This window comes from Acidobacteriota bacterium (assembly GCA_040754075.1).
GTDB lineage: Bacteria > Acidobacteriota > Blastocatellia > UBA7656 > UBA7656 > JBFMDH01.
Genome location: JBFMDH010000006.1, coordinates 61935 through 76266, shown reverse-complemented (window position 1 = coordinate 76266; position 14332 = coordinate 61935). Strand labels below are relative to the sequence as shown.

The following is a 14332-nucleotide window of genomic DNA, read 5'->3' as shown; positions in this document are numbered from 1 at the left end:
CAGAAAGAAAAGTCAATTTGACATTTAAATAATATAAAGAAGTTCGATCAGGAGAAAAACATGTACAAGCAGTTTTACGGATTGAAAGACATACCGTTCAGTCTGTCACCCGACCCTAAATATTTATTCCGTACCGAGAGCCTGTTGGAAGTTTTTGCCACTTTGCAATACGGCATCGAAAACAGCAAAGGGCTGGTGGTGGTCACGGGCGAAGTGGGAACCGGCAAAACCACCATTTTACGTTCGATGTTGCAATCGCTGGATCGCACCATCCTCGCAGCCTATATCTTCAATCCGCTGCTCTCTTCAAAAGATTTTTTTGATTTACTGGCGACCGAATTTCGCATTCAACCGCAACCCTCGAAAGCCGCCATGCTGCGCCGCCTCGGCGAATTATTTGTCAGCCGTCATCGACAAGGACTGACGACCGTGCTGGTGATTGACGAAGCGCATTTGCTTGCGCCGCACCTTTTGGAAGAAATTCGTCTGTTATCGAATTTTGAAACGACTCGCGAAAAACTTCTGCAAATCATCCTCTGCGGTCAACCGGAATTGCACGAAACCCTGTCGCGCCCCGAACAGCGGCAATTGAAACAGCGCGTCAGTCTCAAGTGCGCGATTAAAGCGCTCGCGCCACGCGAAACTGCCGAATATATTCGCTGGCGGTTGCGAGTTGCCGGCGCGAAAAATGAGAACCTGTTCGAGCCGGAAGCCATAAGTTTGGTTCATCAACTTTCAGGTGGTATTCCGCGCATCATTAACAATACTTGTGACAATGCTTTGCTCACCGGATACGGCAAAGAGAGCCGGGTGATTACTACGGAGATTATCGAAGAGGTGGCAAAAGATTTGGATTTGGTGCCCATCGATTACGCCCTTTCTTACAATGCCACGGATATTGCTGCGGAAGTGGACGAAGCGTTCGACCGATTTTTGCCGGTCGCGTCACACCCTTCCGGGCAACCGAGTAATGTTCATTATCTTCACGAAAGCGATAAAAAAATGGCATGGGAATCAGAACGCGCCGCTGCTCAAGAAGGTGACTCGACGGATGAGAATGATTGGGACGCGCCGCTCAGATTTTTCAAAAAGGTGCGGTTGAAATAACTGCTCAACGAAAACGTTTAGATAAAGAGAATTCAGCACTAGCAAAAATTTTAAGGTTTGTTGATATGGGTAGAATTTACAAAGCTCTGGCAAAAGATTGGAAAGAGCGTCAGCAGCAGGCGCAAAAGATTGAATCATTCGATAACCCTTCATCGTTGCGCGACGAATCGCTCGCAAGCGAAGAAACGCTTAACGGACGCGAAGACTATCGCTTTGCAGGGTTCGGCTTCGGACATTCGACAATGTCTCGCGTGGTCGAATTTCAATCGCCCGCAACCCCTAAACCCGCCATCACAGAAGATGAAGTGGTGAACCTGCTGGAAACCGTTTTAGAAGAGAGCGTGCAGACTTCGCGACCGGATACGCAACGCCATTTAACGGTTGCGCCAAAAGCCCCGGCAGCCAAAGTTTTTAGCGAACCGCAACACCTCGTCGGGTTAAACGCCTTAGCGGTGGAGCCACCTCTGGTCGCTTTGACCAACAGCGATGCCACGGCAGTTGAAAGTTATCGAACGCTTGCCGTGCGGCTGCTGAATATGACTTCAAACAAAAATAAAAAATTGAAGACCCTGTTGGTTACCAGCGCCGAGAGCGGCGAAGGCAAAACCATCATTGCCACCAACCTCGCCTGGGTGATGGCAAAACAATCCGAACGACGTGTGCTGTTATTGGATGCCAACTTACAGAACCCATCGGTTTATGATAAATTGGGCGTCGTTACTCAAAGCGGTTGGCTGGACATCATTGATCAACAAGCGGAGTTCACGACGGCAGCCACGCGCCTTGATCCCAACGGACTCTACCTCTTATCCCCAGGAAAGAACCAATCATCGGTTAATGTCGAGGCGTCTAACACGATTACCTCCGAGCGCGGTAAGAAATTTTTTGAGGAACTGGCGGATTATTTTGATTTTATCGTAATTGATGCGCCTGCAATTTTGGAATCCGCAGATGCCCAGAGTCTGGTCGCGGTTGCCGATGCCGCCGTAATGGTAACACGCGCCGGTCATACGCCTCATCAACGTGTGACCGAAGCCTTGAAATTTATTCCGAAAGAGCAGCGGGTCGGAGTGGTGCTCAACGAAATCCAATTTAATGAAGAGTCGACGAGTCGTAAGAAACGAAAAACCGGCTCACGGTAAGGGTATAAAACAGCTTTCTTCACAGGCTGTTTTACATAGTGATTCAGGTAGTGGGATAGGTCTTAAACCGAGCGATTGCCCCTGAATCCCTGGTTCGTGGTTGTGGGAATCGAGCAAGGGAGTATTTATGCGTAGAATTTTTCTTGTCCTCACAGAAACAGTATTGTTGTATCTGGTAGCCGTCATTGCCGGTACGATTCGATTATTCGACAGCATTTGGTGGGAATTATTTGCGCGGCGCGGTTGGGCAAAATTGATTTTTATGGTCGCCGCCATCCAACTGACCTTTTATCTGTTTGACCTTTATGATCTGTCGGCAACCCGCCGTTACCGCCGCGTCTTTTCCAATATCATTAAAGCGCTTTTCACGGTCACTATTTTACTTTCGATATTGTTTTATGCCGTGCCGCAACTGGAAGTCGGACGCGGCGTTTTTCTAATCGCGTTGGCTTTGACAGCACTTATGATAACCGCATGGCGATTGGTCGTCGCCTGGCTTTCCGGGCACGCCAGCCTCGGCGTTCGTGAACGTGTTTTGATTCTCGGTTCCGGCACTCAGGCGGTTGAAACTGCGCGCGCCACCCTGGAAAATCGCAACGCCGGTTTTCATGTTGTCGGGTTTGTTGACAACAAACCGGAACTCATCGGACAGAGCTTAATCAACCCGTCGGTTTTGGGACTGACGGAAAACATTTCCGAACTGGTCGAACGACATCAGGTGGATAGAATCGTCGTGGCTTTGGAAGACCGGCGCGGCACGGGTGTTTTCCCAACCGAAGAGTTATTGAATTTGAGTCTCAGTGGTCGCGTCGCCGTCGAAGAATGCGCCTGTTATTACGAAAAGCTGACAGGCAAAATCGCTACCGAATTGTTGCGCCCGTCCTGGTTGATCTTTTCGCGCGGCAGTCGCCTGACCGATATTGCCAATCACATTCGCAGGGTTTTGAATCTGGGGCTTGCGCTCTGCGGTTTTGTCGTCTCGTTGCCGATTATGTTGCTGGTCGCCGTTGCCATCAAACTGGAATCTCGCGGTCCGCTTTTTTATTTGCAAGCGCGCGTCGGTAAAAATGGTCGCTTGTTTAATATCATCAAATTCCGTTCAATGAGTGTGGATGCTGAAAAAGATACAGGACCCATCTGGGCTGATAAAGCCGATACACGGGTGACACGGATTGGACGCATTATTCGCAAACTCCGGCTTGATGAATTGCCGCAATTCATCAACATCATACGCGGCGATATGAACTTCGTCGGCCCGCGCCCCGAACGTCCGGTGTTTGTTGAACAGTTGAGCGAAATGATTCCCTATTATCAACAGCGCCACCTCATCAAACCGGGGTTGACGGGTTGGGCGCAAATCAAATTCCCTTATGCTTCGTCGGTCGAAGACGCTTTTGAAAAACTGCGTTATGACCTCTATTACATTAAAAATCGTTCGTTGTTCTTAGACGCCGTCATTGTCTTTGAAACCGTAAAAACCGTACTTTTCGGCAAAGGCGGCAGGTAAAAGTAATAACTGATGGCAACAAAACTCATCAGCAGAAGGCAAAAATGATGAAAAAGAAAATTTCCTTCACGCGCAAACAACTGGCAAAAAATTTCATTGCCGGTTGTCTGATTTTCGCCTTCGCGATTTCAGCGTTGGCGCAAAATAATTCAGGGCAAGCCGTTCGCGCAGATGCCGCAAAACCTGCCGAAATGCAAATGACCAGCGATGAAGAAGTCGCCATTCAGGCGCAAATCAGTTCGGTCTATCAAACCTTTTATAAAGGCTATCGCTTTGGCGCGGGCGATGTGATGTCGATTTACATTGAGAAGCACAAAGAGGATTCAATTGAAAAAACTGCGGTCACCCCACTCGGTCAGGTCTTTCATCCGTTGCTTGGCAATGTTAATGTCGCGGGAAAAACCATCGACCAGTTGCAGGAATATTTAACCGTAGCGATTTCCGAATACATTCGCGACCCGAAAGTTACGGTGACCTTGCTTGAATCCAACAGCGCGAAATACGGCGTGCTCGGTGATGTGCGCGACCCGGGCGTAAAAATCTTAATGCGTCCGATGCGCATTTTTGACGCCATCACCCAAGCCGGTGGCATCACCGATTTAGGCAACAAATCGAATGTTACGGTTTTGCGCCAGGACGATTTCGGTAATGTACAAACCTTGAAAGTCAACGTGAAGAAAATTATGGCGGGTAAAGCAAGCCCCGAAGAAAATATTTATCTTCAACGTGGCGATACGATTATCGTCAACGGCAACACTTTCAAAACCATCAGCAAATACTCAAGCCTTGTCGGACTCACAGGTTTTGTTTCATTTCTGTTTCGCGGCGGACGTTAAGTTGTAACGCCTTCCTTGAAACCGTTCGCAGTTGCGCCTCAAGCTCTCAAGAAATATTCGTTTTAAGGAATTTTATGTCTAAAGCTATACCGCAATTGATAAACACTTCGTATACCGGCAATCTGATAAACCCCATTCAAAAAAAGGAAATTCGTCGCAGCCCGTTAGCCGAATTGATTCACACGCACCTGCAAGCCAGGGGTTTCAGGCAAATTGATTTTTGTCGGGAAACCGGATTCGACCAGGGGTTGCTGTCGAAAATTCTTTCATCGGTGGTCAACACCCTCAATGTTGAAACGACCTTGAAACTCGCCGAAGGGTTGAACCTTCAACCGGTAGAAATTTTTGCAGTGATGGGAAAGAAAGAGGTAGATGATTTGCTGCGACGTTTTTATTCGCAAAGATAATTTCAGTTGTAAATCCGTTGAAGCCGGGAATCGAGATTAGCTATTCGTTGAAGCAAGGGTCTCAGACCCTTGCTTCAATAAATTCACTATCAAACATTGCTGCGTTTGCGCTCTCTGATCATCAAACCGATGTGTAAGAGAAGCATCACCAGAGTCGCTATAAACACGAACATCAGCCCTTTTCGCACATCACCTTTTTCGCCGCCGACGGCTTCCGAGATATAACCAACTGCTGGCGGAATCACTAACAGACCGGCAAAGCCGATACCCATCACCCAACTCATCGCCGTTCCGGCAATACGCGGCGCAATCGCCGATGCCAGACCAACCGAAGTCGGAAAGATTGGACCCATGCCAATGCCGCTTGCAAAAACTCCCCAGCGCACGGCTTCCGGCGAAGTCGAATTGAACGCAAGACCAAGCCCGATTGCGGTAATCGCAGAACCGACGGCAAGCAACAGAAAGCTATTCACCTTGGCAACGCCGAGCAGAAAACTCGAAATCAACCGACCAATCATCAACGAAAATCCGAACCACGACAGCGTCTTCAAAGCGAAATCGGCAACATTTTTACCGAGCGCATCTTCTTTAAAAAAATCCGCCGAGGTGCGCGCCATATTCTGCATCTGCTCATTCAATCCAAAACTCGTGAGCAACTGCGAATCTTTCTGCAACAGCGTCGTCACCCATTTCCCGACCGCGACTTCCGACCCGACATACATAAACAACGCAATTGCCAGCAACCAGAATGAGAGCGAACCGAATAGACCTTTGGCTTCACTGAACGGGAATGATTCGGGATGCGACGGTTTGGGAAATTTCGGCACCACGACAACCAGCACCAGCGCGAGCGCAGCAGCAGCCAGTATCCAGAAAATTTGCGACAGCGCAGCTTGCGGATTGAAGATCAGCGGCAAAGTTGAAAGCCCAAGCCCAAAACAAATATCGAGCAGATTCAGCGCCGCATCACGCCAACTCACAGCAACATCGCCAACCAGCGCGTGACCGGCGCTGACGATGGCATTCGCGCCAATGCCAAGCACAAATCCACAGAGAAAGACTAAAAATCTGGCAGACGAGGGTTCCACTCTGCTGACCACCAAAGCAAAACCTGCCATCGCGGCAATGACTAAAACCGCGCCCATCGAGAGAGTAAATTTTTTGCCGATTTTATCGGTGATAGGACCGCTAATGACATAAGCCAGCACCGCGCCGATGGCATTGATTAACAGGAAATTTGCGACTACCGCGTCATTGGGCAAAAATTTTCCGCGTTCGAGATCGGGAATGACTGTGCCGGGCAAAGCCGTGAGTAGCCCATAAACAAAGATGCCGAAAAATGCGATAGCCATCAGCAGAGAACCGCGTGTGCTGGATGAGGTGCTGGAATTTTCCATTATTTTTCTCCTAGAACGTTTTATCAAATCGTAGATTTGTCGAGATAAGAACTGCGGCATACTACTGCATTGCCACAGAGATTATCAAGCGTTGCTTTGGGTAAAGCGGGGCGATTGAAATTTCATAACAAGAGGTTTGACGAAACCCCATCGTTTAACATTCAAAATTGCATTTCCCAGCGGATATTGCGGATGCGGCGGATGCGGACGGATGTTCTATTGCTATTTGCTGGAACCGCCTGATAACAGAGGGTTATGCAGGCGCTCAAAAGGAAAATCCGCAAATATCGGCGCGATCCGCCGCATCCGCTGGGAAATTTAACTCAATAATGAACAGAGTGGCATTCCGTCTGAACTTTTATGACCTCCGCAATTTACCTGCCATCGCTTTGATAAGCCGGTTCAGTGAATGCCATAATGCAAGGTCAAAGAAAACCAATGACCATGCAGCAAGAGTTTAATCCCAGACAATTGGTTGAAAAGTTTCTGACCACCTATCGCGCTTCGGGCGAATATCTGCGCGAACCCATTGAACAGCTTGCCGAGCTTGCCTCGTCGGAAAATCCCGAAATCTTGAAAGCGGCTACAGGAGCCATTTTCGCGTCACTCGTCGAGGCGCTGGCGGATTCCTTCGAGCCGTCTGCGGTGTTGCTTTACAACCGGCTGTTCGCGCAACTCATTCAATACTGTCGCAAGACCACGCGAGGGCAAGCGATTGATGAGGCATTGACCCAATATGGTTTAACGAATGAAAGCGATTTCATCACCCGCGCCGAACAACTGCGTTATGTTCGTCGGTTTCAAAGAAGCGAAGCCGCAAAACAACAAGTCAAAGTCATCATCGTTTTATCGCGCGTCACCATCGGCGCGGACGTTGCTATTAATGGCGTCGTGGTGAACCGATTGCGACGCGAATTTCCCGGCGCCAAAATTGTGCTCATCGGCAACGCCAAAGCCATCGAGTTATTCGGCGGCAATGCCCGCATTCAATTTGCCGAAATCAAATATCAACGCGCCGGGACACTCACCGAACGATTGCTCAGTTGGCTTGATGTACGGGCGAGTGTTGAGGATTGTCTGAAAGGGTTAAGCAAAGAGGAGTATTTAATCGTTGACCCTGACAGCCGTTTAACTCAATTGGGATTGTTGCCTTTATCGCGCGCGGAAAAATTTAATCCTGATGAGCATCGTAAAGCGCAAATCGTTGACGATTATTTTTTCTTTCCCAGTCGTGAACTCGGAAATCGCACTGCGCATTCACTGAGCGAGTTGACCTCGGTCTGGCTCAATGCGGTCTTTGGTGGCGATGAACGTATTTATCCTGAAATCTATTTGCGGGCGACGGACTGCGAATCCGGCGGGAGATTGGTAAAGGCGTTGCGCGGTTCATCGAAGCGTCCAATCATTGCCATCAATTTCGGTGTCGGCGAAAATCCCGCCAAACGCATATCGGATGAATTTGAACAACAGGTAGTCGTGAACCTGTTACAGCGTGGCGCAAAAATCATTCTCGATAAAGGCGCAGGCGAAGATGAATTAAAACGCGCCGATGCCATCATTCAGGAAGCGCAGCACATCACGTTTGATAATCGCAAGGTTTCGGTAATCGAATTTGATGAAGAAAAATTAAACCGGTTCACAGATAAAAAACCATTTGCTGCGGATGTCTTGGTGTGGCGCGGGCGCATCGGCGTGCTCGCCGCGCTCATCGGTGAAAGCGATTTGTATATCGGTTACGATTCTGCCGGGCAACACATCGCGGCGGCATTAAACGTCGCTTGCGTAGACGTTTTCGCAGGCTATACCTCCGAACGAATGCTGGCGCGTTGGCAACCCACTGGCAAAGCTGCAAGCCGCGTGGTGGCGGTCGATACTTTAAATCAGGCGATAGATTCACCGCAGGTTTTAACCGATGTATTACAGGCTGCCGACGCCTTGTTGAAAGATAAATGGTGAACCGTTGAACCATGCGGTTCGTTATAGTTGATTTGCTTTCAACCTGTAGTTTATGCTGCTCACGTTTAATCTGGGTAGAATCATTTTCGAGAGGCAATTTTAATGGAATCCATCATGAAATCAGCCCTGCTGTATATGTCAACCAGCGAGGGCTTGAAAAATTTTCTTACCAAATTCAAATCATTCAATTCCGTCACCCAACGCTTTGTTGCAGGCGAAGAAATCAGCGCGGCGGTTGCCGCCATCAAGCAACTCAACAGCAAAAATATTTCGGCGACCTTTGACCATCTCGGCGAATCGATTTCCAAAGAAGCAGAGACCCGCGCCGAAGTCCGCGAATATCAACGTTTGATTGAAGCCATCAAACAACATTCGCTCAATTCAAATGTTTCCGTGAAACTTACGCAACTCGGACTCGATATCGATACGGAACTCTGTTACGAAAACACCCGCGCCATTGTCGCTGCCGCTGCCGCAGAAAATAATTTCGCGCGTATCGACATGGAAGATTCCACCAAGACCGATGCGACGTTGGGAATCTTTCGTCGTTTGCGCTCGGAATTTGAAAACGTCGGCATCGTGGTGCAGGCATATTTATATCGCACCGAAAAAGACATTGAGGAGTTGCTTAAAATCGGCGCGCGCATTCGACTTTGCAAAGGCGCTTATAAAGAACCCGAAGCCGTCGCCTTTGCGAACAAAGCCGATGTTGATAAAAATTTTGTGAAATTGATGCGCCTGCTTTTGCCATCGGGCATTTATCACGGCATCGCTACGCACGACCCGAATATGATTGAAGCAACCAGGCAGTTTGCCAAAGAAGCGGAGATCGCGCCGGACAAATATGAATTTCAGATGCTCTACGGCGTGCGCCGCGATTTACAGGAAAGCCTGGTAAAAGAAGGTTACCGCGTGCGCGTCTATGTGCCGTATGGAAAATTCTGGTATCCCTATTTCATGCGCCGCCTTGCCGAACGCCCGGCAAACGTCTGGTTCATCTTGAAGAATGTGGTGAAAGGGTAAAATCGAAAGGCTGTACAAATGGACACGATGGGGCTGCACCTCTTGATTTTATACATTCTCTCATTTTTGAATGCTCGCTATTTCTTTTTCAGGGTGAAAAACGTTAACGTCAAACGACTCGTTTTTTTCCTATTGATAATCACTTCGGCTCAGTTCTATCGGTACAATACTTCGGTCAATTATGCGATAGACCCAAGACTGTTATTGGTTTTTATTCTTGTGGCGTTTTCCTCGGCAAATCTCATCATTTATTTCACCAATAAAGTGAAACAAAGAAAGGCAAAGGTGGAATGAATACTTGGGAATCTTGCCGCAACCTATAGGATTGTTAATCTCGCGTCATTCATAAAATAAAAAAAGCCAGCTTAATTTCAAGCTGGCTTTTTTATTTCAATAAAACTCTCTCACTACATCACGAAGGGTTGTTCATAAGGCGCGCGGTTGGAAACGTTGCGCTTGAAATTCACAGCAGCGCGTTTTTGCGCAGCCTGAGCTTTGGCTGGCGCTTGTTTTAAAATCTCCAGAGCCTTTTTCAACTGCACGTCTTCGACAGGCGTTTCGGGTTTCGGCGGGGTTGTCGGTTGCGGCGGTTGCGCTTGTTGATTGGCTTCATCGTCATCATCGTCACCGTCCGGCAACACGACTTCGGGTTCGGCGGGACGCTCAACTTTAACCGTCGGCGTCACGCCTTCTTCCATAAATGGTTTGCCGGTCGCGGGCGCATACTTGGCAATGGTGAGCAACAATGCGCCGCCATCGCCGAGCGTGAATAATTGCTGGTCGCTGCCGCTTCCGAATGAACGTTCGCCAACGACTTCGCCGCGTTTCTGGTCTTTAATCGCAGCGGCGACGATTTCAGCGGCTCCGGCAGTGCTGCGGTCAACCAATACCGTCAGTGCTCCTGTAAAGATAACCTTCTTGGCATCAGCCGCATAAACCTTGGCGTCTTTGCCGCCTTTGCCGATGACTCGCGCAAGGTTACCCGCGCCGACAAAATAGTTGGCAACAGCAACGCCTTCATCAATCGAACCATTTGCCGAACCGCGCAAATCCAGCACGATTTTTTGCGCGCCTTTGGTCATCAAATCACTCAACTGGGTTTTAATTTCGGTGGCTTTGCCGTCAACCAGGCTGGTCACTTTCAAATAACCGATGCCGGTTTCTTCGGTGCGCGCTTCGATGACCGGTTGATTGACTTTGGCTCTGGTCAAGGTGATTTTGCGCGACACGCCGCGATGCAAAACTTTCAATTCGACGGTTGAACCGATTGCGCCGTTGATGAGTTGCTGGCAGTCATAAAGGCTCAAATCGCGTGACGGAAGTTTGCCGATGTATTCAATGAAATCACCGTCTTTAATTCCGACTTGTTCGGCGGGTGAGCCTTTCAACACCGCCACAACATAAGCGAAGCCTGCGACTTTGGAAACGATCATTCCGGTTTCGCCCGGCTGACCTTTGGGGTTGTACTGTTTCGCCTGTTCAGGAGTCAAATACGCGCTGTACGGATCCAACCCTTCGGCAAGTCCACGCAGGCTGCCAACGCGAACTTTCTCAAGGTCGGGTTCTTCTACATAATCATCGATAATGTGTCGCAAAACATCATCAAGCACATTGATTTGCGCATATTGTGTATTACGCGCTACTGCCTGACTGGAACGCGAAATAAAACTGCCAACGATGGCGTAGCAGGCAATCAGTGTTGAAAAAACCACAATGGCGATTTTGGTCTTAAACTGCATTCAGGACTCCTTTGAATAAGCTACCACAGAACTGGGCTTCTAACCTTTTCATAATAACCTTTTAAAAAGAGCAGGCGCAAGCATAACCTTAATAGTCTGGAGTCGAGCGTCTGGTGTCTGGAGTCCGACAACCAAAGGTGACTTGAAATCTTGATTGGGCAATTGCTGAGGTGACAAATTATGAGTCTCGCAAGGTGAGAATAAAACTTCGAGGCAGGGACTCCAGACTCAGGACTCGCGACTCCAGACTGTTTGATTGACACCTTGCAAATAGGCTACCTATACTCAATTTTTTATGCGGTTGCTTGGCATTGACTTAGGCTCGAAAAACATTGGCATAGCCGTATCAGACGGTCTTGGCATCACGGTTCGTCCGGTTGAAACGATTCGCCGGTCATCGCTTAATCGCGACCTTGAACGATTGCAGTTTTTGATTGCCGATCTTGAAGTCGAAGGCGTGGTCATCGGCTTGCCGCTCAAAATGGACGGCAGCGAAGGCGATGCGGCGGAAAAAGTTTTACAGTTCATTAAGCAACTTGGCGCTAAAATCGACATCCCAATCTTTACGCAGGATGAACGATTGACCAGCTATGAAGCCGAGCAATTAATGATGGAACGCGGCTGGAATCGTCAACAGCGAAAATCCCGGTCAGACGAAATCGCGGCAATGATTATCTTGCAGGACTATCTTTCGCAAACAACGAAAAACTCATGAACGAACAATTCAAACCGCCATCCGGTTCACCCGCAAAGGCATCGAATCAACCGCCGCTCAATAGAGAATTCGCGGAACTTTCGTCTTTGATTCAAGAGCAATATCCCGAAAAACCTGAATCGGAATTGACCGATGAAACTACTTATCCAAATCGTCAAGGCGACATCGTTCTTCCACCGACGCCGAAAAAAGCGCGTTCCTGTCTCCTCGTAGGTTTAGGGCTTCTGATTTTAATCATTGGCGCGGCAATCGGCGGATGGCTGTGGTTCAAGTCCACATTAAATACCCCTGTTGAACACAACGCCGAAGACATCATTACCGTCAAGCAAGGCATGAGCACACAGGCTATCATCGCAGAGCTTGCGAAAATCGGTATCGTGAAAAATCCGCGATTGCTTACAACCTACCTGCGCGTTACAGGCAACAGCGGGCAACTGCGCAGCGGCGATTACAAATTCAAATCGCCGATTTCGCCGATGGAAGCCATCGCCAAAATTCAACGCGGCGAAGTGGTTCACGAGAGCGTGACCATTCCTGAAGGCTCCGACCGCTTCGACATTGCGAAAATTTTAGCCACCAAAACCGGCAAAGCGACCGAAGCAGAGTTTTTGCAATTGATGCAGGACACCCGCCTGATTCGCAAAATTGCGCCCGAAGCGCAGAACCTCGAAGGTTACTTGTTCCCGGACACCTACAACTATAACGTCAGCACCAGCGCCAAAGAGTTGATTGAGGTGATGGTCAGGCGGTTTGAAGAAGTGTTTACCCCCGAATGGCAGGCGCGGGCGCGGGCGCTTGGGTTTTCGGTTCATAAAGCCCTGACGCTCGCATCGGTGGTTGAAGAAGAAGCGCGGGTTGCCGAAGACCGCGCAAAAATATCATCGGTGATTCACAACCGTTTGAAAATCGGTATGCCGCTCGCTTGCGACCCGACATTTATTTATGCGGCGAAAGTCGCGGGCGATTACGATGGCAATCCCAATCAACCGCGCCATCGCGAACGGCGTTCGCCATACAATACTTATATCTATGCAGGCTTGCCGCCGGGGCCGATTGCCTCGCCGGGTCGCGCTTCAATCGAAGCGGCGCTTTATCCGGCGAACACCGATTATCTCTATTTCGTCGCCAATGGCGTAGATGGTCGCCATATTTTCTCAACTACTGGCGCTCAGCATTCGGTGGCGGTTGAAGAATATCGTCGCAATTTACGAGAACAAAAATTACAGTAAGTTGGATTCCGCCATTCAAACCGTCAACGGATTAGCTTGCAACTTCTGCCATCACGCGAACGGTTTCGAGATTTGCTGCGCCGCAAATCAATGTCTTCACGCCCGATTCTTTCCATGCCGCCAGGCGGTCTTTAATGCGCTCTTTGGGCCCGCACAACGCGACTTCATCGACCAGTTCATCGGGAATGGCAGCAATCGCTTCGGTTTTCTTGCCGGATAAATAGAGGTCTTGAACCTGTTGCGCATTCGCTTCATAACCATAACGACAGGCAAGATCGTTATAGAAATTTTTGCCGCGCGCCCCCATACCGCCGACATACAACGCCAGATGTGGTTTGACTTGATTGCGACAAGCAGCGACATCATCGCCCAACACCACGCTCACCGTTGGCGCAATATCGAAATCATCAATGGTTTTGCCATCGGTTCTGCGGGCAAAACCATCGTCAAGCGAAGCTTTGAACACTTCTTTGCGATAAGGCGAAAAGAACACCGGCAACCAGCCGTTGGCAAGCTCTGCACAGAGCGCGACATTTTTCGGACCAATCGCCGCAATGTAAATCGGAATGTCTGAACGCAAGGGATGTGAAATGAGTTTCAGAGGTTTGCCAAGTCCTGTGCCGCCTTGAACGGGAATGTCGTAATATGCGCCGTGATGCTCAAGCGGGTGCTCGCGTTTCCAGATTTCGCGCAAGATGTAAACATATTCGCGGGTGCGAACCAATAGCTTGCCATATTCAACGCCGTGCCAGCCTTCGACCACTTGCGGGCCTGATGCGCCGATGCCCAGAAGCATGCGCCCACCGGTGAGTAAATCGAGGGTTGCAGCGGTCATCGCGGTCATCGCGGGCACACGCGCTGTCATTTGCATAATCGCTGTGCCAACGTTGATTTTCGTAGTTTTTGCCGCAAGCCAGGTCAGTGTGGTTACTGCGTCCGACCCGTAAGCTTCAGCCGTCCACACCGAATGAAAGCCGACCTTTTCCGCTTCCTGCACCAGCGTGACATTATCCGCAGGGTTTGAACCCCAGTAACCACAATTGAGTCCTAATCGCATCTTCGCCTCCGAGTTTATGATAGACGCACAAACAATAACCAAGAACCTTGATGAATGCCATGTGAGGAATTAATTTTTATTCGCAAGTTCGCTCGTAGCCAGCATTCTCTCAGTGCCTACTTAATCAATCGGCAAGTTCCCACGTAAAAAAATAAAACAGAATGGATGAGCGCACAGACGCTCTGCATGCCCAACCGTGCTGAGGCAATCAACCAAT

Annotated in this window: 12 protein-coding genes; 9 read left to right on the top strand and 3 right to left on the bottom strand. The window is 49.2% G+C overall.

Annotated features, from left to right (window positions below):
• Positions 1-60: 60 nt before the first annotated feature.
• The 5 genes from AB1757_08505 to AB1757_08485 all read left to right on the top strand — a co-directional run bounded on the left by AB1757_08505 (position 61) and on the right by AB1757_08485 (position 4999).
• Positions 61-1107 (top strand): AAA family ATPase, encoded by a 1047-nt coding sequence (locus tag AB1757_08505; GenBank protein ID MEW6127066.1) that lies wholly within the window; start codon positions 61-63, stop codon positions 1105-1107.
• Between the two features lie 65 nt (positions 1108-1172).
• Positions 1173-2249 (top strand): CpsD/CapB family tyrosine-protein kinase, encoded by a 1077-nt coding sequence (locus AB1757_08500; protein ID MEW6127065.1) that lies wholly within the window; start codon positions 1173-1175, stop codon positions 2247-2249.
• Between the two features lie 127 nt (positions 2250-2376).
• Positions 2377-3756, top strand: a complete 1380-nt coding sequence (locus tag AB1757_08495; GenBank protein ID MEW6127064.1) for a TIGR03013 family XrtA/PEP-CTERM system glycosyltransferase — start codon at positions 2377-2379, stop codon at positions 3754-3756.
• Between the two features lie 44 nt (positions 3757-3800).
• Complete coding sequence (locus AB1757_08490) at positions 3801-4592, top strand: polysaccharide biosynthesis/export family protein (GenBank protein MEW6127063.1); 792 nt, start codon at positions 3801-3803, stop codon at positions 4590-4592.
• A gap of 74 nt (positions 4593-4666) precedes the next feature.
• On the top strand, positions 4667-4999 hold the full coding sequence (locus AB1757_08485) for a hypothetical protein (GenBank protein MEW6127062.1): 333 nt from the start codon (positions 4667-4669) through the stop codon (positions 4997-4999).
• 89 nt (positions 5000-5088) lie between these two features.
• Here AB1757_08485 and AB1757_08480 read toward each other — a convergent pair whose 3' ends face one another.
• The gene (locus AB1757_08480) at positions 5089-6396 is read right to left on the bottom strand and encodes an MFS transporter (protein ID MEW6127061.1); all 1308 of its coding nucleotides are present in this window, start codon (positions 6394-6396) and stop codon (positions 5089-5091) included.
• Between the two features lie 438 nt (positions 6397-6834).
• Between AB1757_08480 and AB1757_08475 the strand changes: the two genes are divergently transcribed.
• Positions 6835-8352, top strand: a complete 1518-nt coding sequence (locus AB1757_08475; GenBank protein MEW6127060.1) for a hypothetical protein — start codon at positions 6835-6837, stop codon at positions 8350-8352.
• 114 nt (positions 8353-8466) lie between these two features.
• Positions 8467-9375 (top strand): proline dehydrogenase family protein, encoded by a 909-nt coding sequence (locus tag AB1757_08470; GenBank protein MEW6127059.1) that lies wholly within the window; start codon positions 8467-8469, stop codon positions 9373-9375.
• Between the two features lie 407 nt (positions 9376-9782).
• Here the strand turns inward: AB1757_08470 and AB1757_08465 are convergent, their stop codons facing one another.
• A complete protein-coding gene (locus AB1757_08465) occupies positions 9783-11114 on the bottom strand; it encodes a S41 family peptidase (protein MEW6127058.1) in 1332 nt (443 codons plus the stop codon).
• A gap of 295 nt (positions 11115-11409) precedes the next feature.
• Here AB1757_08465 and ruvX point away from each other — a divergent pair, with 295 nt between their 5' ends.
• Both ruvX and mltG read left to right on the top strand, forming a co-directional pair.
• Complete coding sequence (gene ruvX / locus AB1757_08460; GenBank protein ID MEW6127057.1) at positions 11410-11829, top strand: Holliday junction resolvase RuvX; 420 nt, start codon at positions 11410-11412, stop codon at positions 11827-11829.
• Positions 11826-13058: an endolytic transglycosylase MltG gene (mltG, locus tag AB1757_08455; GenBank protein MEW6127056.1), complete on the top strand. Its 1233-nt coding sequence runs from the start codon at positions 11826-11828 to the stop codon at positions 13056-13058. Before ruvX ends, mltG begins: the two co-directional genes overlap by 4 nt.
• A gap of 31 nt (positions 13059-13089) precedes the next feature.
• On the opposite strand, the gene AB1757_08450 is transcribed toward mltG, so the two are convergent.
• On the bottom strand, positions 13090-14115 hold the full coding sequence (locus AB1757_08450) for an LLM class F420-dependent oxidoreductase (GenBank protein ID MEW6127055.1): 1026 nt from the start codon (positions 14113-14115) through the stop codon (positions 13090-13092).
• Between the last annotated feature and the right edge of the window lie 217 nt (positions 14116-14332).

Excerpts from the sequence above, each read along its gene's own strand:
- AB1757_08495 (MEW6127064.1), top strand. The coding sequence starts at position 2,377 with ATGCGTAGAATTTTTCTTGTCCTCACAGAAACAGTATTGTTGTATCTG.
- AB1757_08490 (MEW6127063.1), top strand. The coding sequence starts at position 3,801 with ATGATGAAAAAGAAAATTTCCTTCACGCGCAAACAACTGGCAAAAAAT.
- AB1757_08500 (MEW6127065.1), top strand. The coding sequence starts at position 1,173 with ATGGGTAGAATTTACAAAGCTCTGGCAAAAGATTGGAAAGAGCGTCAG.
- AB1757_08485 (MEW6127062.1), top strand. The coding sequence starts at position 4,667 with ATGTCTAAAGCTATACCGCAATTGATAAACACTTCGTATACCGGCAAT.
- mltG (MEW6127056.1), top strand. The coding sequence starts at position 11,826 with ATGAACGAACAATTCAAACCGCCATCCGGTTCACCCGCAAAGGCATCG.
- ruvX (MEW6127057.1), top strand. The coding sequence starts at position 11,410 with ATGCGGTTGCTTGGCATTGACTTAGGCTCGAAAAACATTGGCATAGCC.
- AB1757_08450 (MEW6127055.1), bottom strand. The coding sequence starts at position 14,115 with ATGCGATTAGGACTCAATTGTGGTTACTGGGGTTCAAACCCTGCGGAT.
- AB1757_08475 (MEW6127060.1), top strand. The coding sequence starts at position 6,835 with ATGACCATGCAGCAAGAGTTTAATCCCAGACAATTGGTTGAAAAGTTT.
- AB1757_08470 (MEW6127059.1), top strand. The coding sequence starts at position 8,467 with ATGAAATCAGCCCTGCTGTATATGTCAACCAGCGAGGGCTTGAAAAAT.
- AB1757_08505 (MEW6127066.1), top strand. The coding sequence starts at position 61 with ATGTACAAGCAGTTTTACGGATTGAAAGACATACCGTTCAGTCTGTCA.
- AB1757_08480 (MEW6127061.1), bottom strand. The coding sequence starts at position 6,396 with ATGGAAAATTCCAGCACCTCATCCAGCACACGCGGTTCTCTGCTGATG.
- AB1757_08465 (MEW6127058.1), bottom strand. The coding sequence starts at position 11,114 with ATGCAGTTTAAGACCAAAATCGCCATTGTGGTTTTTTCAACACTGATT.